This is a genomic window from Niabella sp. ZPM-14, assembly GCF_055693045.2.
In genome coordinates this window covers 505638-526745 of the sequence record NZ_CM181148.1, presented here as the reverse complement: position 1 = coordinate 526745, position 21108 = coordinate 505638, and the positions used below count along the sequence as shown (strand labels likewise).

The window sequence follows — 21108 nt, the reverse complement described above, 5'->3', positions numbered from 1 at the left end:
GCTGCCATTAAAATATACGACATGAAGATTTCAACAAATAGCTATCGGATCTGCATGGAACGCCCTTCCGGCGAGAGTTACGCAGGATCGCGCCAATTTTTAAAAATGAAAAGATGTATTACAGGATTATGGCTTTCCATGTTGTTGGCTTTATCTGCCTGCGAAAAGCTGGATGTGCCGCCACTGAATGTGATACAAGATAAGGACATCTTTAACAGCGAAGCGGGTATTACTGCTTACATGGCGCGTATTTACAGCGTAATGCCTATTGAAGATTTCAAATATTCACCCACACTCGGTTTCAATTCCTTTGTGATCGGTTCTTTCGCAGGCATTACCGGCGAAGCGCTGAGCCGGGATATGGGCAACGCTAATGGCGCTTTTGGCTATTGGAGCCAGGCGTATAACCTGATCAGGGAATGTAATTATTTTCTTGAAGTGCTGCCCGGCTATGGCGGCAACTTCTCCGCTGAAAAGGTAAAATACTGGACCGGGGAAGTACGCTTCATCAGGGCCGTTACTTATCTCGCGCTGGTAAAGCGATACGGCGGAGTTCCGATTGTCGATCGCCTCCTAACCGATCCGGACCAGTCGATTGGGGATATAACTGAAAGTGTCGAAGAGCTAAGGATTCCCAGGTCTTCCGAAGAAAAAGTATGGGATTTTGTGGCGACCGATCTCAGGTTTGCTTACGAAAACCTGCCCGAAACCAGCGTTCCCGGCCGTGTTAACAGGTATGTGGCTGCCGGCTTTCTATCCAGGGCCATGTTGTATGCAGGTTCGATTGCTAAGTATAATGCCATTCAATTAACTAATGGCAGCGAGCGCCTGTGCGGCATACCTGCTGCCAAAGCCGCTATCTATTTCAAAGAAAGCTACGACGCCGCGCAGCTACTCAATGGAAAATACAGCTTATACAAAAAAGCCTGGTCGGCTACAGACCGCGAAGCACAGTTTCAGAATTATGTCAACACTTTCCTCGATGCTTCCAGTCCTGAAAATATATTCGTCAGACAATATAAATATCCCGACGCGGTGCACGGGTACGACGCATTGAGTGTGCCCAAGCAACTGGAGGGTCCTGGTGGTAATTATTCTTCGGAAACCAACCCCACACTTGATTTCGTTGAAATGTTTGAAGGACTGCCCCGCGATGCCAGCGGACACCTGCGCACGCGTGACGCCAATGGTCAATATATCTTGTATGATAACACGATGTCTTTATTTGCCAACGCGGAGCCAAGGCTCAGGGCAACGATCATTTTTCCCGGCGATGTGTTCAAAGGTCAGGTCATTGATATCAGAAGGGGTATTTATACCGGGAGCACTTCGGGTGGTATCAATAAGCTGATCCCGCCAGGCTCCACCATCAATTATCCTACCACTAATATTGTAAGCTCAGCGAGTGCGCTGCAGACGCCTTACGAATTACCGGATGGTACGAAAATGAACCCGGCCGGTCTGAGTGGTGTTTTCACAAACCTGGCTGCCAATGGCCCGGGCGGTTCCATCACCGGCTTTTCTGTCAGGAAGTACCTCAACCCCAACAAGCCCACGGCGGAAGTGGTTACCAACCGTTCGGATCAAAGCTGGATCGAATTGCGTTATGCAGAGGTCTTATTAAATGCTGCAGAAGCCGCTTATGAATTATACGCAGCAGGTCAGGGAGCGACCTATCTCCAGGCGGCCCTCAGCCATATCAACCAGATCCGCGAAAGAGCCGGTGTGCCTGCATTGACAGCGATTGAAGATATCAACGTCATACGTCAGGAACGCCGCAAAGAGCTAGCCTTTGAACATAAAATATATTGGGATCTGAAGCGCTGGCGCATCATCGATGAGGAGCAGAATGCAAGACTATACAGAGTGTTGATGCCATTCTATGCCGCCGGGGCAGGGAAGTATTTTTTTGACGACCGGACCGATGAGCGCAATGCACGTTTCACTTTTGATTCCAGGTGGTATTATGAAGCCATACCCGCTTCCGCTATTAGCAAGAATCCCAACCTGGTTCAAAACCCCGGCTATTAAAGCACTTCATTATAAATCGGTTCCACTTAAAATAAAAAGACTACAATGAAACGCAATATATTCTTATTAATCACCAGCTGCATATTATCGCTATGCAGTTGTTCCAAGCTGGATAATTATGATGCGCCTGATCAAACGCTGAAAGGACGCATCATTGATGCCACCACCGGCGAAAACGTGCAAAGTGAAGTGTCGGGTGAAAATGGTATTGGCACCCGCATCGAATTGCGCGAGTTAAGCTGGAGCGATAATCCCACACCGATGTACCTGGCCACGATGCAGGACGGCACTTATGTCAATACCAAAGTATTTGCCGGCACTTACAAGATTTCAGCCGATGGCGCGTTTGTTCCTTTGGTGCAGGACGGTGCCAGCCCCGTTGATAAAAGCCAGACGGTTGAAGTGAAGGGCGGCACTACCGAAGTGAACTTTACCGTTGAGCCTTTCCTGAGAATTGTCTGGGAAGGAGCGCCCGTATTGAACCCTGACGGGACGGTAACGGTAAAAGTGCGTATTACCCGCGGTACAGCCCATCCGGACTTTCAATTGAACGTGACAGACATCAATCTTTACGTCAACAACTTTCAATATGCCGGGAATAACAATTTTGACGCCCGTTATTCCAATCGGCGGTCATTCAGCGGCACGGCAGGAAACGACCTGCTCGATCAAACGCTGACCATTACGACAACAGGCGGCGCCTTGCCTGGCAAGCGTACGTGGCACCTGCGTGTAGGGGCAAGAACCACTTATCCTAATAACGGAAGACCTTATAATTATAATGAAGTCAAATCCATCGATATTCCCTGACCCATCAAAGAATTCCGAAATGATATATTTTCTTTCAGAAAGAAGAACAAGCGTTAAATTCGGAAGTCATTACAGATCATCGGTATGAAGGATGACAACAAACGATCTGAAAACAGCTTCGTTGTAGCCCTGAAGCCTTAACATAATAAGAAAAACAAGACAATATTTTCGATACATATATTCACAGATAAAAGCAATGATCAATTCCAAGAAAAAATCTGAAAGTACGATGGACAGTTTAAACGAGAAGACCCAATGGACCAACACCCGTGAGCAGGCAAGAAAAAGCAACCAACCACTAATGCCGCAGCAAATTCCTCAGGAGTTCAACAATCGCTCCGACTACACCATTTATCCTTATCATACCTTAGGTTCCGGCGCTATCAGAACGGGATATGAAAGCCTGGCGCATTGGATCCTCGACAAAGGCACGGTGGCAATAGACGGGGCCAATGGTGTGTTTTGGGAAGAAGTGCAGGACGGCCTGGAGACCGCCTTTCAAACGATGGGAGTGACGGTTCAATGGATCGATGCAAAACACTATCTTAAACCCTCGACGGAAATTGAAGCGCTGGTAGCGCCTTACCTCGGTGAACGGGATTCCGTGTGGGGTACCAAATGTCCTCACGAACTGTCTTCCTTGTTCGATGTTCAGCGGTTCGAAGCGGATAAGGCCACACGCCGCGATGGCCGGGCCATCACCATGGGTGTGGGCGCGGGGTTGCTGGAACAACAGGCTTCCGTTATCTACATAGACGTCCCTAAAAATGAAATACAATATCGCATGCGGGCGGGATCGGTCACGAATATTGGTACGGACCAATTGGACAACGCGTCGGCGATGTACAAGAGGGCCTACTTTGTTGACTGGCCTTTATTAAACACGCATAAGCAAAAACTAATGAAGCGGGTAGCCGTCTTTGCAGATGCGCAATGGCAGCATACCATCTCGTGGTCTGAATCATTTTATATCAACCGCACGTTAAAAGAATTGAGCCAGACGATCTTCCGGGTGAGGCCCTGGTTTGAGCCGGGGGCCTGGGGTGGTCAATGGATGAAGGAGCGGATTCCGCATCTTAACAAAAATGAAGTAAACTATGCCTGGTCTTTCGAGTTGATTGTTCCTGAAAATGGGATTGTCTTTGAAAGTGACAGCAACCTGCTGGAGCTTTCCTTTGATTTTTTGATGCTGGCTGATGCAAGGAATGTATTAGGTAAACATGCGGATTTCTTCGGTACCGAATTTCCCATCCGCTTTGACTTCCTGGATACCTGGGATGGTGGTAATCTTTCGATCCAGTGTCACCCAAGGTTGCCTTATATCCGTGAACACTTCGGCGAACGGATCACACAGGATGAAACTTATTATATTCTTGATTGTAAAGAAGAGGCCAGGGTATATCTCGGCTTCCGGGAAGATGTAGACCCCCAGGACTTCCGGAATAAGCTTGAGCAGAGCCGTGCACAAAATATAAAAGTGGACATGGATCGATATGTTCAATCCTTTGATGCGCAGCGACATGATCTCTTCCTTATTCCTAACGGAACGGTGCACAGCGCCGGTAAAAACAATCTTGTCCTTGAGATCAGCTCAACCCCTTATATTTTTACGTTTAAGATGTATGACTGGCTTCGCCTGGATTTAAACGGCGAACCGCGCGCCATCAATATTGACCATGCTTTCAAAAACCTGCGGTTCGATTACAAAGGCGACGTCGTTAAAAAGCAGTTGATCTCTAAGCCATCTGTTCAGGACGCCGGTGAGGACTGGAAGCTTTATCATTTGCCCACGCATTCTCATCATTTTTACGATGTGCAAAGGGTAGAGTTTGCCTCCTCTGTTGTAATGTCTACTGACGATAGTTGTAATGTGCTGATGCTCGTGGAAGGAGATACGGTGCAGGTTCAGGTCAATGGCGTGACACAGGTGTTTCAATATGCTGAAACCTTTGTCATTCCTGCCGCTGCAGGTAGCTATACATTGACCAATGCCGGTAATGGCACGGCCAAAGTGGTGAAAGCTTTTATCAAAGAAAATATAGATCATTTAAAAGCCCCGGACGCCTGAATCAATGATTGATGCGTCTGTACAGACCCTTTAAATCATCATCTGCTTTTGATACAGCGGTGTTATTCGCATGCTGATCGATAAGCAGAACAGCCCTAAATATTTCAAGAATGAAAAAGATACTAACATTTCTTGCCCTCGCCGGTTTTGCCGGCCTGACGCTTAAAGCCCAGCAAAAGCTGCCCGTCGACTATGCCGATCCCTTGCTCGGTACTTCAGAGTCGCGGTGGATGCTCAATCCCGGCGCCACCATGCCCTGGGGTATGGTGCAGCTGAGTCCGGATAACCAGGGCGGTGTCTGGAAGTCGGGCTATGAATATAGCTTAAACAATGTCGGCGGCTTCAGTCATATTCACGCATGGACGATGGCAGGACTTTCCGTGATGCCTACAGTCGGGGTGTTGAATACAAGGAGAGGACCGGCAGATGGACCTACGACGGGGTGGACCACCGGTTACCGTTCGCGCATTTATAAAGAAACGGAAAAGGCTAGTCCGGGCTATTACGCGGTGAAACTGATGAATGGAAATATCCATACTGAAATGACCAGTAATACCCGCAGCGGCTTCTTCCGCTTCACTTTCGGCGAATCGCAGGAAGCACATATCTTACTAGACCTGGATATACCTTTTGAGAACACGGCAGAAATACAGGATGCAGTGTTTACCAAGGTTTCTGACCGGCAGATCGAAGGCTATTCCAAACAGAAATGGAGCTGGAACGAGTACACTGTACACTTTGTGATCCGCTTCAATAAACCCATTGAAGGCTTCGGCGGCTGGGAAGGCGGTAAGGTGACGCGTGATGTAGAAGAATTTAAAGCCAAAGGAAGCAGTGGCGCTTTTGCAGATTTCAGCCCGGAAAAAGGCGAGGTCTTGTTGATGCAGACGGCGATTTCGCTCGTAAGTATCGATCAGGCCAGGTTAAACCTGGAGACGGAGTTGAATCCGTTCAACTGGAACTTTGATGGGGTGAAAGACAACGCACGAAAAGTGTGGAACCAGCTGCTAAGCAAGATCCGTGTGGAGGGAGGAAGCGAAGAAAATAAAAAGAAATTTTATACCAACCTCTACCGTTCCTATGTGGCCCGCACCACCTGGAGCGATGTGAATGGTAAATATGTTGATGTTAATGAAAAAGTACGCCAGGTCGATCCGGACAGGCCCATTTATGGAAGTGATGCCTTATGGAACACCTTTTGGAACCTGAACCAGTTGTGGGCGCTAGTCAACCCTGACCTGACGAGCAATTGGGTGCATTCGCTGCTCGAGATCTACAAAACCGGCGGCTGGCTTCCCAAAGGGCCCGCTGGTATTGAGTATTCCGGTATCATGGAAGCGTCTCATGAGATCGCTTTGATCGTGGGCGCCTATCAGAAAGGCATTCGTGATTTTGATAAAGACCTCGCATTGAAAGCGCTGGTGCACCAGCAAACTACGCCGGGTGTGGTAACACCGGAGAATGGCTTTGCCGGTAATCGCTTTTTTGAATCTTATATGAAGCTCGGTTATGTGCCCAACGAAGAAGGGCAGGTTTCCAATACGCTTGAGTATGCTTACGACGACTGGTGCGTTTCGCAATACGCCAAAGCGCTTGGTAAAAAAGACGTTTATAACCAGTTCATCAAGCGTGCCGCCAATTACAAAAATGTTTTTGATCCCGAAGTGAAATATATCCGGATGAAGAATCGTGATGGTTCGTGGGTAAAAGACTGGTCGCCCTATTGTTGTACCAGCTTCAGCGGTCCGGGTTACCTGGAAGGAAACGCCTGGCAGTACAGCTTCTTCAACCCGCATGATGTGCAGGGTATTTTGAACCTGATGGGCCGCGACACTTTCAATGCCAGGCTGGACGAGGGTTTTCAAAAGTCAGCTCAATTCAACTTCAATGCAGACGGTGACCTTTATGATCTGGTGCCCATCAATCATGGCAACCAGCCCAATATGCAGGCCGCATGGTTGTTCAATTACAGCGGCAAACCCTGGCTGACCCAGAAGTGGACGAGAGCCATCATGGATCAGTATTACGGCGCGACTCCCTATCATGGCTGGCTCGGGGATGAAGATGAAGGTCAGATGGGCGCCTGGTTTGTGATGTCGGCTATGGGGCTCTTCCAGACCGATGGCGGCGCATCGGTAAGACCTTTCTATGAGATCGGCAGTCCGCTGTTTGAAAAAGTAACCATTCAGTTAGATCCGAAATACTATCCCGGCGGAAAATTCACCGTGATTGCGAACAACACTTCTGAAAAAAATAAATACATCCAATCCGCGCAATTGAATGGCCGGCCGCTTAACAAGCCCTGGTTCTATCACGATGAACTAGTGAAAGGTGGGACATTGACCTTGAATATGGGGCCAACGCCTAACCAACAATGGGGCGCCCGTCCCCAGGATGCGCCACCTTCTATGTCGGCCAACCAGGAGGCTGTGAAATAACACTTTCCTAAAAACGATAAGCAATGCCAACAGTTAATAAACAATCGTCCGTTCTCTTGATCACACTGGTGGTCTCGTTAGGCGGGTTTTTATTCGGGTTTGATATGGCCGTAGTGTCGGGGGTGCTGCCTTTCCTGCAGGAAAAGTATGCGTTGTCTCCGGTGGCAGAAGGATGGTTTGTTACCATTGCCCTGGTCGGCTGCATAGCCGGTGTAGCAGTTTCAGGAGAGATGTCCGATCGTTGGGGTCGTAAAAAGCCGATGTTCCTTTCTGCCATCTTTTTCCTGGTGTCCGCAATAGGAGCGGGTTTCGCCCCGAGCCTGACAGCCGTATTTATTTACCGTTTTATCGGAGGGGTTGGTATTGGGCTCGCGTCCAACCTGGTGCCGCTTTATATTTCTGAAATAGCGCCCGCAAAAACACGCGGCAGGTTGGTGACCTTTTATCAATTCGCACTGACACTCGGGATCCTTTGCGCTTATTTAAGTAATGCTTTTCTCTTGCAATATAGCCAGTCTCACGCCGGTGGAAATAGTGATACGCTGCTGGCTGGTGTTTTTGTGGATGATGTCTGGCGCGGAATGTTACTTGTAGGTGCCTTTCCGGCTTTATTGTTTGTCGCGGGCATGTTCTTTGTGCCCGAAAGCCCGCGCTGGCTGCTCCAACAGGGCCGGTCGTCAGAAGCACTCCTGATCCTGCAACGATATACACATGAGGGAAACCTGGAAACCGTTCGTTCTTCAGGCAACAATACAGATAAGGCCAAAATCTCTTATCGGGAGCTTTGGAAGGGGCGCTGGCGGAAGGCGATGATCGTTGGGATATTGCTGCCCTTGTTTTCGCAGTTCAGTGGCATCAACGCCATCATTTACTATGGCCCGAGTATCTTAAACAATGCAGGTGTTTCCATGAACAATTCATTGATGAGCCAGGTAGTGTTTGGAGTTGCTAATATGCTTTTTACATTGCTGGCGATATGGAAGGTAGACACGCTGGGACGAAGACCACTTTATATTTATGGAACCTTGGGCGCTACGATTGCTCTGGTCCTTACCGGCATCTGCTTTGCCAGTGGCGCTTCCACGTCGATACTCATTTTGATCAGTGTATTGCTGTTCCTGGCTTGTTTTGCCTTCTCCATCGGGCCTTTAAAGTTTGTGGTTGCTTCTGAAATATTTCCAGGCCATATCCGGGGCAGGGCGATGGCCCTTTCGATCATGGTGATGTGGATAGCCGATGCGATCGTGGGTCAGCTGACACCCATCATGCTGAAGTATTTAGGCACGCCTGCGACCTTTTGGATATTTGCCGCGTTTTGTCTGATCGCGTTTGTAGTCGTATTAAGAATGTTGCCGGAAACAAAGGGTAAATCACTCGAAGAGATTGAAAAGGAATGGCTCCAGGAACCGGCCACTTAATAGTCGGATCATAAAAAAATATTTTCTAAGCAGTTATTAATAGAGAAAGAAGGAACATTTTGAAAAAGGATCATTTTATATTAACGGCCGATATTGGCGGATCGCATATTACAGCCGCCGTTGTTGATACCGCAACCCGTCGCCTCGTGGATCAGTCCTGGGTGAGGTTGCCCGTAGATGCCAGTGCGCCTGCAGACGCAGTCATCAAGAGATGGGCGGATGCGCTTCAACAGGCGGCGGGCGACCATGCGATCGCCAAAGTGGGTATTGCCATGCCCGGCCCTTTCGATTACGAGCAAGGGATCAGCTATATGAATAACCAGGGAAAGTATGATGCTTTGTATGGCCTGCCGATCAAAAGCTTGCTGGCAGCGCGATTGGGCATTGATGAAGCGCTTTTCTCTTTTTCCAATGATGCCGCGTGCTTTATGATGGGAGAAGTGTATGCAGCAGATACCGTTGTTTCGCCTTCGGCCAAAGCGATCAGCGTTACGTTGGGTACAGGCCTCGGCACGGCTGTGTATAAGAACGGCACGGCATATAGCGCTGATCTCTGGTCCTTGCCCTTTAAAGGAAATATTGCGGAACAGTATCTTTGTTCAGGATGGTTTGTCAGGGAGTATCAGCTACGCACCGGGCGCCAGCTGCCGGATGTAAAAGCGTTGACGATGTTAGTCGGTTCAGATCGCGTAGCGGTGCAGCTGTTTCAGACCTTTGGATATAACCTCGCGGATTTCCTGGTGCAATTTATAGGTATAGAAGAAGCGCAGCTGGTGATATTGGGCGGCAATATTTCAAAAGCTCAGGGGCTTTTTTTACCCGCGGTTAAACGATTTGTAGCGCATGCTTTTCCCTATGTCCCGATCCGTGTATCCGGGCTCGGCGAAACGGCTTGCTTATTTGGTGCTGCCGCGCACGCTTTACGCAGGCAGGAGTTGGTTTGATCAGAACCTTCTTATGACTTATTGAAACATGATATTCCACTATCGATCCTCATCAGACCGATATAAAAAAAACACATTACGAATGCAAGAAATGATCAAAAGAATGGGCTGTTTGATCCTGGTGTTGACTGGGTCATTGTCGCTGTTGGCGCAGAAAGATCTTACGCAGTGGGTAGACCCCTATATCGGTACCGCACATTGCCGGTGGTTTCACTTTACACCGGGTGCCATGCCCTTTGGTATGGCTAAGCCGGCACCTTCCACCAATGGCAGCTTTGGCAATGTGCATGGCTGGGAAGCGACCGGTTATGATTACCGCGATTCCACGATAGAGGGCTTCCCGAATTTTCATGAATTCCAGGTTGGAGGTGTGGTGTTCGCGCCTTCGACAGGAGCGCTTCAGACCGTTCCCGGCAGCCGGGAAAATCCTGAAAGTGGCTACAGGTCGAGGTTTGACAGGAAAGAAGAACAAAGTTCGGCAGGTTATTATTCCGTAAACCTGAAGGATTATAATATCAGGGCCGAATTGACGGCTACTGACCGCGTGGCTTTTCACCGGTACACTTATCCGCAATCCCAAGCCGCACATATCCTTTTCGATATTGGTAACCAGCAAGGCGAAAGCGGTGAAGTGGTGGATGCGGAAGTGCACCTTACGCCGGAGGGAAGGGTAGAGGGATGGGTGACGACCGCACCGGTCTACATCAACAAATACCAGGACGGTGCTACGTTAACCATGTATTTCTCTGCTGAGATCAGTAAGCGACCCGCTTCTTACGGTGCATTTAACGGTGCCGCTGCTAAAGCCGGCTTAAGACAGGCGAAGGGTAAAGGTGCAGGTATCTATTTAACGTTTAATACAAAAGACCGGGAATCCATTACCGTGAAGTCTGGACTTTCCTATACGTCGGTAAAGAATGCCCGGCTTAATCTTGAAGCCGAGGCGAGGAATCTTTCCTTTGACGAAGCGCGGCGCCGATCTCATACCGCCTGGAACCAATACCTTGGCCGCATACAGGTAGAAGGAGGTGCAGCCAAGGATCAGACTAAATTCTATACCGGTCTCTACCACGCTTTGCTGGGCAGGGGACTGGCCAGCGATGTTAACGGCGCCTATCCTAAAAATGACGGGTCGGTGGGACAGATACCATTGGACAAAGCAGGGAAGCCGCTGCATAATCATTATAATACGGATGCTGTATGGGGTGCTTACTGGAACCTGACACAGCTGTGGGCCCTGGCTTATCCGGAATATTACTCGGACCTGGTAAAGAGCCAGCTGCTGGTCTACAAAGACGCCGGATGGCTGGGCGATGGCATTGCCTGCAGCCGATATGTGTCGGGAGTCGGAACAAACTTTGTGGGATTGGTGATCGCCAGCGCTTATCTGTGCGGCATTAAAGACTTCGACATAAATACGGCCTATGCCGCGGCGCGGAAAAATGAGCTGGAATGGCGCGACAGACCATTCGGAGCCGGAAAGGCCGACCTGGATCGGTTCATTAAATATGGATATGTCAATCATCTTGACAGTGGAACGGCAGGCGGTGAACGCTGGCAATTTTCTGCGTCGCATACGCTGGAATATGCTTTCAGTTCCTATGCGGTGGCACAGTGGGCCAGGCAGTTGGGAAAAGAAAAAGATTATCGCCAGTTGACTGACTTGTCCCGTGCATGGGAACGCATCTATGATCCCGCATTAAAGCTCGTTCGTCCCAAGCTCGCTAACGGGGAATTCATCAGCAACTTTGATCCATCCCAGCCCTGGCGCGGCTTCCAGGAAGGTAATGCCTGGCAATACACGTATTTTGTTCCGCATCATATTGAGCGCCTTATTCAGAAGATGGGAGCGTCCACATTTAATAACCGGCTGGACAGCATCTTCATGGCATCAGAAAAGAACCTGTTTGGCGGTGGCGCCACCATTGATGCCTTTGCAGGCATTGGCGGTGTGTACAATCACGGCAACCAGCCGAACCTGCATGTTTCCTGGCTGTTCAACTATTCCGGAAAACCATCTTTAACACAGAAATGGGTGAGATCGATCTGTAATCAATTCTATGGAACGGAAGGTGTGCACGGATATGGGTTTGGGCAGGATGAGGATCAGGGGCAGTTAGGTGCCTGGTACGTCATGTCGGCCATGGGATTATTTGACATCAAAGGTCTTACCAGTAGCGATTCCCGTTTCGGTATCGGCAGTCCGCTATTCGAAAAGGTCACGATCCAGCTATCGCCGCAATATTATAAGGGACGCACATTTACGATCAACGCAGAGAACAATGGTGCGGAGCGTCCGTTTGTTCAGTCTATGGCGTTGGGAAATCGTGAGCTACATCAGCCTTTCATCTCTTTTAAAGAGGTGACCAACGGAGGCTCATTACAATTAAAAATGGGGGAGAAGGAAAAAGATCATTATTAGACCGCTACCATAAAATGGTTTTAGCTGGCGCCCTGAAACGCAAGCATATTGCCTTCAGTATCCCGGAAGATCGCGAAGTGACCGGCTCCGGGTGTGGTCTGCTTCTTATTGGAGATGATGCTGCCGCCGCCCGATTGAACCCTTTTGAGCAGGCCGTCTATATCACCGGTTGCTTTGAGGTAAACAAGAGAGCCGTTGTTCTGCTCCCTGGCATTCCCGTATTCTACCAGCGCGCCGCAGTAGCCTTCGCCCGAAGTGTCGGGCAGGCACGGACACACATCGTCTCCAATGGTAAGATCGACGATCTTGAACTGAAATACATTTTCGTAAAATTGCTTTGCGCGCTTCATATCTCTTACCGGGATCTCTACCCAGTTAACGATTTCCACAGCCATTGTATAGGGTTTAATGATAAATTGTCAGAAAGAATATATCAGGTTCGGGCTTACAACAATGCTTTCGTGTTAAAATATTAACAAATCCCGCGCCATATATTAAAATTTGATTAGAATTTGAGGATTAATTGTCCCGGATGCCCCATATTTACACGCCTGTCGCCACACTCATCGGTGATCTCTAAGAATAAGATGTGGGAAAGTAAAGATGGTGTAAAATATGGCTTGCCTTTTGCGTATACTGAAATCAGAATAATAAAGATAAAATTAATGTTTCAGCACTTTAGCCTTTTTGAACCCGGAGAGATAGATGTTTTAAGAGCCCTGAAAAGAAGATTCGTTGTGATCCAGACTTATGAAGCTCCTTCGTCCACCTTAAATAACCACAAAGCACTCTCCCTGATGATCACCGACTATGACGCATTGGCTAATGCCCGCGCACATAGAAATTCGATCAGCCATGACAAACGCTCCGTCATTTTTGATCTCGAGAACGATACGCACCGCAATAAGCTAATGGAAATGTTGAGCCCCGAGTCGAAATACACCATTTATCGCAGTTCGGTTTCGGATACCTCGACGTCGTTTATGCAGGGGCAGATGGTTTAAACCCTTGCGGTAACGGATACAGTATCGTAGCAATTACCGGTCTTGTCTTTCGGGATGAGGGATTCGTCCTTTGTTAAATAATTCGAACTTCGGAGGTGTAAAGAATTGCGGGAATCTGTTATATTTGGCGAATGACAATGGACAAAAAGCCGGCGCTTCTGTCAGAAGACTGGGGTGTTGTGGTGCTTGGTTTTATCATCATCACACTTGCCATATTCGGGATATTCATCGATGCGCCAAAACTTAACTGGAAAGGAACTGCCGATCTTTCGGACTCCGTTTTTACTGCTGCCAACTTCTACAAGGCAGGCATACAATTTCTTTTCGTTTACCTGATCGCCATTATTGGAGCTTATCTCACGGGGAAGTCCTTCTCATTTATACTGAAAAGTTTTCCTGTGATTTATGTATTGACATTTGTTGCATCTTTTATCGGCGGAAACAGTGCTATACAGGTGTTGAACCTCGAAACTGTCATCTTCTGTCTCGCCATCGGATTGGTCATGAGGAACTTTTTCAACCTTCCGGTTTGGCTCAAGGATACGCTTTCGTCGGAGTTTTTCGTTAAGATCGGTCTTGTGCTGCTTGGGACGAGCGTGCTCTTCTCAGATGTGCTGAAAGCCGGTTCGCTGGGATTGATCCAGGCTTTAGCTGTCGTGTTATCTGTGTGGTATTTTTCTTTCTGGCTTTGCAAGAAGATGAAGGTCGATAAAGAACTTTCGATCATGTTGTCCAGCGCCGTATCTATTTGTGGCGTGTCTGCCGCCATTGCTACATCCGGGGCCATCAAAGGCGACTCTAAAAAATTGTCACTGGTGGTTTCGCTGGTGCTGATCACTGCCGTGCCGATGATGATCGTTATGCCCTGGCTGGCAAAGTGGATGGGCCTCTCGCAGGAAGTTACCGGTGCCTGGCTCGGCGGCACGATCGATACTACGGGCGCGGTAGCGGCTTCGGGATCTTTGGTAGGAGAAGCCGCTTTAAAGATCAGCACGATCGTTAAGTTTTCTCAAAACGTATTACTGGGTTTTGCGGCTTTTGCTATTTCCATTTACTGGACCTATGCGAAGACCGCCAGCAGCCAGGCCGTGTCTGAAAAGCCTACGCTGAAGCTGATATGGGAACGCTTTCCCAAGTTTGTCATAGGTTTTGTGATTGCATCTCTCGTATTTTCTTTTGTGATCGACACGGAGACGGTTCAGCAGGTGAAAGCGCCGCTGAAAAGCCTGCAGGGGCTTTGGTTTGCGCTGGCATTTACCTGTATCGGACTTGAAACCAATTTTAAAGACCTGGTAGGCGTTCAGAACCGGAAACCGGTCTTTGCATTTTTAGGAGCCCAGCTGTTTAATGTGCTTATTACTTTACTTATTGCTTACATTTTATTCGGTGGTGATTTGTACTAGTAATGTGCCGGATCGTTTTCGGTTGAGCCTGTTGGTTGGTTGACAACCTGCCTGACCAATCGTGAGGGATCGTTATATGGCAACGTGACCTTTACATTGTTAAGACGGGCAGTTGCTTTAAAATAGCTTTTATAGAAATAAAGAAACGATGGGTTCCTGTTACCACTCTTGCGCAATTGCCCATTTCTATGTATCTATGTGTTTGAGATCTATAGTTTAAAAACTTATCATTATTTCATGACCCAACGTAGCTTGTCCTTCTGCGCCCTTGCCTTGCTGTTGATCTTCTTTCAATCTTGTAATAACGCGCAAAAGCCCGCCGATACCGTATCTAAGCCTAATGTCATTATCATTTATCTGGACGACCTGGGTATTGGCGACCTGAGTTGTTACGGAGCGACCGCCGTGCGCACGCCCAATGTAGACCGGTTGGCGGAAGGTGGTATCCGGTTCACGGATGCACACAGTACGGCATCTACCTGCACGCCTTCCAGGTATTCTTTGCTGACGGGCAGTTATGCTTTTAGAAACAACGCTGCCATTTTGCCGGGAGACGCGCCGCTCCTCATCCCGCCCGGAACACCGACCATTGCCGGCATGTTCAAAAATAACGGCTATGCTACAGCGGTAATTGGCAAATGGCATTTGGGGTTAGGCGATGGAACACCCGACTGGAACGGGACGCTGAAGCCCGGACCGCTTGAAATCGGCTTCGACTACTCCTTCATCATCCCTGCGACTCTGGACCGGGTGCCTACGGTGTATGTTGAAAATTACAAAGTAGCCCATCTTGACCCCGATGATCCGATCATCGTAGATTATAATAAAAAAGTGGGAAATTGGCCTACCGGGCTGGAACGGCCTGACCTGCTGAAGTTCGGCGCCGATACACAACACAGCAATACCATTACCGACAGCATCAGCAGGATCGGCTATATGACCGGGGGCAAATCTGCTTTATGGAAAGACCAGGAAATTCCTTTCGTTTTCCTGGATAAGGTGAAGTCTTTTATCAGCCAGCATCAGAAAGATCCTTTCTTTTTATATTTTTCTTTTGCGGACATCCATGTGCCGCGGGATCCGAACCCGAAGTTCAAAGGCGCTACCAGCATGGGCTCCAGGGGAGATGCTATTGTGCAGATGGACTGGTCGGTTGGTCAGTTGATGAAAATATTGCAGGAACAGGGTCTTACTGAAAATACGATCGTGCTCTTCACCAGCGATAACGGGCCTGTGCTTGACGACGGATATCACGATCAGGCGGAAAAGCTCGTAGGCAATCATGATCCTTCAGGTGGCTATAAAGGCGGAAAGTACAGCGCCTATGAGGCGGGCACGATCATGCCTACGATCCTGTACTGGCCGGCAAAAGTGAAGCCGGGTGTTAGTGATGCATTGATCAGCCAGGTGGATTTTTACGCTTCCTTTGCGAAAATGCTGGGTTATGATCTGAAACCGGATGAAGCCCCGGATAGCTATGACTTGTTGAAAGCCTTAACTGGTCAGAGCAACCAGGGACGCGATTGGATGCTGGAAGAATCATATACCATGGCACTGCGTTATAATAAATGGAAGTATATAGCGCCTCAAACTAAACCTACGCCGGCCTGGATGGTCCATAAAAATATCGCTACCGGGCTGATGGAGCAGCCGCAATTGTTTGATCTGTCAAAAGACCGGAAAGAGGCAACCAATATAGCTGCTTCCAATCCGGACCAGGTAAAGCAAATGGAAGCAGCGCTTCAGTTGATTTTGCAATCGCCCAGCCGGCGCAGTGCAAAATAGCAGCGGCTGGCATACCTCGCGGTTCTGTTTCTTCTACAGCATTAGCGGAGCGTTTGACGGTGGCAATATTATCACCGGAAGGTTATAAAAATGGTAACTTTCAATATGCGATGGTCAGATCGGGGATGAGCCCATCGGGCCATCGTTGCATCTGTCGACCTTTAAACTTTAAATCAATAAATCATCAGCAATGAAAAAAATAGTAATTTTATCTATATGTACTTTGTTTACTGTGGCAGTGTCTGGGCAAAAGGCTACGGAGTTTGCTAACCTGAAAAGATACGCTGCAGCTAACCAGGCTTTGTTGGATGCGAAAAAGAAAACGGATGTCGTTTTTATCGGTAACTCTATTACAGAAGGGTGGGCGCGCCATGATTCTGCTTTCTTTGCTTCTAATAATTATGTAGGGCGGGGGATCGGTGGACAAACTTCCTCCCAGATGTTGCTGCGTTTTTACCAGGATGTCATCAGCCTGCATCCGAAACTGGTAATCATCAATGCCGGAACCAATGATATCGCCTTGAACACCGGCGATTACGATCCGCAGTTTACGCTTAACAATATCCGTTCGATGGCATCCATCGCTAAAGCGAACCACCTAAAAGTGATCCTCACCTCCGTTCTTCCGGCAGCTGCGTTTCCCTGGAGGCCCGAAGTGAAAGATCCGGCTGCTCAGGTCGACGCGCTGAACCGGTCGATCATGCAGTATGCAAAAGAGAATGGCTTGGGGTATATTGATTATAACACCTTAATGCGCGATGCCAACGGCGGTATGCAAAAGGATCTGGCCAGCGACGGTATTCACCCCAATGCGAAGGGTTATCAGATCATGGAAGCTGCAGCGTTGAAAGAAATCAGGAAGGCCTTACGAAAATAATGACGGCGTTAGCCGCTGCTGGCCTGCATTTTGCCACAATTTTTACACGAATAAAGACAAATGTGAAAGAACCGGCGACACAGTATTTTTTAATTTGCTCATCTAAAAACCACCTGAATGTTTAAATTTCTTGCCAGTGCGCTGTTACTGATCTCCATAGGGTCGGCTGCACAAACATATGTTCCCGCTACATCCCGACTAACTACCCAATGGGGTGAAAAAGTCACTCCTGAAAATGTCTGGCAGCAATATCCCAGGCCGCAACTGCAGCGGGAGGAGTGGCAGAACCTGAACGGTCTCTGGGACTACAGCATTCAGAACAGGGGCGCTGCCCGGCCAGCTTCTTATCAGGGGAAGATATTGGTGCCGTTTGGTGTCGAATCTTCGCTGTCCGGCGTGGGTAAGCCATTGCTTCCGGAACAGGAGCTTTGGTATAGCAAAACTTTTTCGGTGCCCGAAAACTGGGGCGATAGAGATGTGATCCTTCATTTTGATGCTGTCGATTGGGAAACCAGGGTATGGCTCAACGGAAAATTATTAGGCACGCATAAAGGCGGATCAGATCCCTTCCAGTTCAATATCACATCTGCTTTAAAAAAGCAAGGACAACAGGAACTGGTTGTATCGGTATGGGATCCCACCGACAAAGAAACGCAGGCGCGCGGCAAGCAATCGCTCGACCCTAAAGGTATCTGGTACACGGCCGTCTCCGGTATCTGGCAAACCGTATGGCTCGAACCCGTTACCAGGGCGCATGTAGCAGAAGTATATCCCGTGCCGGACGTGGACCGCAGTCAGGTGTATTTCAATTTCAGATCCGAAAATATGACCGGTTCTCATCAGTTGAATATTGTGATCAGGAATAAGAATGAAGTGATAAAAGACACTACGCTCTCTTATCATAACAGCCTCGTAATGCCGATCCCGGATGCTAAATTGTGGACCCCGGAAACTCCGGAATTGTATCACACGACGGTAACCATTAAGAAAAGAGGCAAGCTGGTCGACCAGTTCAACACTTATTTTGCGATGCGCAAGATCAATATGATGAAGGATGAAAACGGGTATATGCGACTGGCGCTAAACAATCAACCGGTATTTCACCTGGGAACGCTGGACCAGGGCTGGTGGCCGGACGGTCTGTTAACCCCGCCCTCGGAGGAAGCTATGATGTACGATGTTGTTAAGCTGAAAGAAATGGGCTTTAACACCATTCGTAAACATATTAAAGTGGAACCATCCCGTTATTATTATATGGCGGACTCTATCGGGATGCTGCTGTGGCAGGACATGCCCTCGGGATTTCTCTGGCCAAATCATCCTTCACATGTACAGCATGAAGACAAAGAAGACTGGGTTCGTCCACAAGAATCTGCCGTCCAGTTTGAACTGGAATGGAAAGCGATCATGGACCACCTGCGCTTTTTCCCGTCTATTGTGATGTGGGTGCCTTTCAATGAAGGTTGGGGGCAATACGACACCAAACGCATTACTGCATGGACTAAAAAATATGACCCCACCAGGTTGGTCAATTCTCCCAGCGGCTGGACGGATCGCGGTGTCGGCGATGTGATGGATGTGCATCAGTATCCCGGTCCGGGTATGGGCGTGGTAGGCCTGAACCCTGGGCGTTCCATGGTTTTGGGCGAGTTTGGTGGTCTTGGTCTGGTAGTCAGGGATCATATCTGGGATCCTAACAAAAGAAACTGGGGCTATAAAACCTACACCGAAGATTCGGTCCTGGTAAGGGAATATACAGAGTTGATGCACAATCTGTCACTGATGGTGAAGCGCGGTTTATCGGCAGCCATTTATACGCAGACCACTGATGTAGAAGGTGAAGTGAACGGTCTGATCACTTATGACCGCAAAGTTGTGAAGATCCCTGAAACCTTGCTCGGTCGCCTGCATCAACCGGCATATGAAAAAGCGGAGGGCCGTATTTTATGGGTAAATCAACGGACAGAAATGGACCGGCCTTTTATCTTTTCTTCGGCGCAGCAGCCATCGGCCGATTGGCTGACCGCTCCCACGCAGTTTGCCAAAGGGAAGCAACCCATTGCCATGAAAAAAGGTAGTGACCTCTTTGCTTACCAGGATGTTGATTTTGGCAAGAAGATACCGGATGGATTAGGACTGAAGCTATATGCATCAGGCGATGTCAAGATCTATATCAATGGCGAGTTGGTGTGGAGTGAAGACCAGGTGCGGATTAAGAGACATTATGACGATATCAATCTCTCATCTTATATACATCTTTTAAAACCCTGGAACAACCGCATCGCGGTAGAGGCCAAAGGAGCGACGCAGGATGTGGACTTCGACTTCTCCCTGTATCAATGGATCAAATAGTTTAGTATAACGATTGTATTTGAAATGGCGGATGACTGCTTTTTCAAGGTGCATAATATTTTCCTTTCACTGTGTATTCTTTGCGTGCTCTGCGATAAGAAGCAAGTCTAAAAAAGTGTATGCCCTTTTTTCCAGAAGCAATCATCATCATTGACTTTCAAGCCAAAAAATAGCCATACATGAATTGCCCGTAATCATGTTTTTCAGGCCAGGAAATGTTACGGCGTTGTTTAAGAAAAATCGCAGCAAGGCTGCAAGCAAAAAACAGACAAATGAAAAAAGGATTACTCGCGCTCTGCCTGCTGGCAGGACTGGCATCTTTTGCTCAAAAAAAGCACCTGGCGCAAACGCCGCCCATGGGCTGGAACAGCTGGAACTATTTTGGCAAGCCGAACATCAACGAACAGCTTATCATCGAAGTGATCGATGCTATGGTAGCTAAGGGCCTCAAGAAAGTCGGGTACAACTACGTAGTGGTCGACGGTGGATGGCGCGACACAGCGCTGGACGCGCAAGGCAGGCTGGTGGCCAGTTCGAAGTTTCCCCGCGGAATGAAATTCCTGGCAGATTATGCGCATTCGAAAGGCTTGAAATTTGGACTTCATATTGTGCCGGGTTCGCATGACTGTGGTGGTGATAAAGTGGGTGGCTGGGGCCACGAAGCCGTACAGATGCAACAGTTGAACGAATGGGGGATTGATTTTATCAAACTCGACAGGTGTCGCTTTGCCTTGGTGGAGCATCCCAACAAGAAGAAAAGAAGAAGCCCTGAATGGTTTGCAGGGTGGAAGGATACTGCCAATTTACACAAGGCATATGCAACCTGGGCCAGGCTGATCCGGGAGAATAGCCGTGATATATTGTACAGTGCCAGCGTTTACAAGTTCTACGACTGGTATCCAACCCTGACCAATATGGGCCGCACCACCGGCGACATCAACTCTCAGGGCAGTGGTGGCGCCACATTTGATGACCCGGATAGTAAACCTCATTTGAGTGTGATGACCATTGCAGACGAGAATAATAAATGGGCCGCTTTTGCCCGGCCCGGTTACTGGAACGACCCGGATATGCTGGTAACCGGCAACAAAGGCCTCACTATCGAGCAGCAAAAGGTCAATTTCGCATTATGGTGTATCATGTCGTCTCCTCTGTTTTTAGGGAATGATCCGAGACATATGTCTGCAGAAGAACAAGACATCATTACTAACGAAGAAGCCATTGCCGTTAACCAGGTTCCTACAGAGCAGGGCCGGAAGATCAAAAAGGATGGCACATCCGAAGTCTGGGCAAAACGCTTACAGGACGGGGCTTATGGCGTGCTGCTATTGAATCGTGACAAGACCGCCGCTAAAAAGATCTCGCTACATTTCTCCGATCTGAACCTTAAAGGAACGGTAGCTGTGAGGGATATTTATAACAGGAAAGATTTGGGGAAGTTCAGCGGAAAGTATGAAGCTGTTATCCCATCTCAAACAGGGTTATTCCTCTTGGTAAAGTAGTGATAGTCGGAGCTATCAATTTTACAGAACGCTTATCGCTTTGGCAGATCATAT

The 21108-nt window shown here is 48.5% G+C and carries 14 protein-coding genes; 13 read left to right on the top strand and 1 reads right to left on the bottom strand.

What is annotated here, in order from left to right; translation table 11 throughout:
* Positions 1–21 precede the first annotated feature (21 nt).
* The 7 genes from ACU37H_RS02005 to ACU37H_RS01975 all read left to right on the top strand — a co-directional run bounded on the left by ACU37H_RS02005 (position 22) and on the right by ACU37H_RS01975 (position 12131).
* On the top strand, positions 22–2031 hold the full coding sequence (locus ACU37H_RS02005; RefSeq protein ID WP_472702688.1) for a RagB/SusD family nutrient uptake outer membrane protein: 2010 nt from the start codon (positions 22–24) through the stop codon (positions 2029–2031).
* Positions 2032–2076: 45 nt separating this feature from the next.
* Complete coding sequence (locus ACU37H_RS02000; protein WP_472702687.1) at positions 2077–2841, top strand: DUF3823 domain-containing protein; 765 nt, start codon at positions 2077–2079, stop codon at positions 2839–2841.
* A 229-nt stretch (positions 2842–3070) separates the two neighbouring features.
* Complete coding sequence (locus ACU37H_RS01995) at positions 3071–4909, top strand: class I mannose-6-phosphate isomerase (protein ID WP_472702686.1); 1839 nt, start codon at positions 3071–3073, stop codon at positions 4907–4909.
* Positions 4910–5019: 110 nt separating this feature from the next.
* Positions 5020–7347, top strand: a complete 2328-nt coding sequence (locus tag ACU37H_RS01990; protein WP_472702685.1) for a GH92 family glycosyl hydrolase — start codon at positions 5020–5022, stop codon at positions 7345–7347.
* Positions 7348–7370: 23 nt separating this feature from the next.
* Entirely contained in the window at positions 7371–8765 is a 1395-nt protein-coding gene (locus ACU37H_RS01985; protein WP_472702684.1) for a sugar porter family MFS transporter, read from the top strand.
* Positions 8766–8824: 59 nt separating this feature from the next.
* The gene (locus ACU37H_RS01980) at positions 8825–9709 is read left to right on the top strand and encodes an ROK family protein (RefSeq protein WP_472702683.1); all 885 of its coding nucleotides are present in this window, start codon (positions 8825–8827) and stop codon (positions 9707–9709) included.
* A gap of 82 nt (positions 9710–9791) precedes the next feature.
* Positions 9792–12131, top strand: a complete 2340-nt coding sequence (locus ACU37H_RS01975; RefSeq protein WP_472702682.1) for a GH92 family glycosyl hydrolase — start codon at positions 9792–9794, stop codon at positions 12129–12131.
* 20 nt (positions 12132–12151) lie between these two features.
* On the opposite strand, the gene ACU37H_RS01970 is transcribed toward ACU37H_RS01975, so the two are convergent.
* On the bottom strand, positions 12152–12526 hold the full coding sequence (locus ACU37H_RS01970; protein ID WP_472702681.1) for a VOC family protein: 375 nt from the start codon (positions 12524–12526) through the stop codon (positions 12152–12154).
* 270 nt (positions 12527–12796) lie between these two features.
* Between ACU37H_RS01970 and ACU37H_RS01965 the strand changes: the two genes are divergently transcribed.
* The 6 genes from ACU37H_RS01965 (at position 12797) to ACU37H_RS01940 (ending at position 21054) form a co-directional block, all read left to right on the top strand.
* On the top strand, positions 12797–13135 hold the full coding sequence (locus ACU37H_RS01965) for a hypothetical protein (protein WP_472702680.1): 339 nt from the start codon (positions 12797–12799) through the stop codon (positions 13133–13135).
* A gap of 131 nt (positions 13136–13266) precedes the next feature.
* Positions 13267–14538: a YeiH family protein gene (locus ACU37H_RS01960; protein WP_472702679.1), complete on the top strand. Its 1272-nt coding sequence runs from the start codon at positions 13267–13269 to the stop codon at positions 14536–14538.
* A gap of 237 nt (positions 14539–14775) precedes the next feature.
* Positions 14776–16323 carry a sulfatase family protein gene (locus ACU37H_RS01955; RefSeq protein ID WP_472702678.1) on the top strand — a complete coding sequence of 516 codons (1548 nt, stop codon included), beginning with the start codon at positions 14776–14778 and terminating at the stop codon, positions 16321–16323.
* Between the two features lie 190 nt (positions 16324–16513).
* Complete coding sequence (locus ACU37H_RS01950; RefSeq protein ID WP_472702677.1) at positions 16514–17200, top strand: SGNH/GDSL hydrolase family protein; 687 nt, start codon at positions 16514–16516, stop codon at positions 17198–17200.
* A 117-nt stretch (positions 17201–17317) separates the two neighbouring features.
* Complete coding sequence (locus tag ACU37H_RS01945) at positions 17318–19552, top strand: glycoside hydrolase family 2 protein (protein WP_472702676.1); 2235 nt, start codon at positions 17318–17320, stop codon at positions 19550–19552.
* Between the two features lie 272 nt (positions 19553–19824).
* Positions 19825–21054, top strand: a complete 1230-nt coding sequence (locus tag ACU37H_RS01940) for a glycoside hydrolase family 27 protein (protein WP_472702675.1) — start codon at positions 19825–19827, stop codon at positions 21052–21054.
* Positions 21055–21108 lie beyond the last annotated feature (54 nt).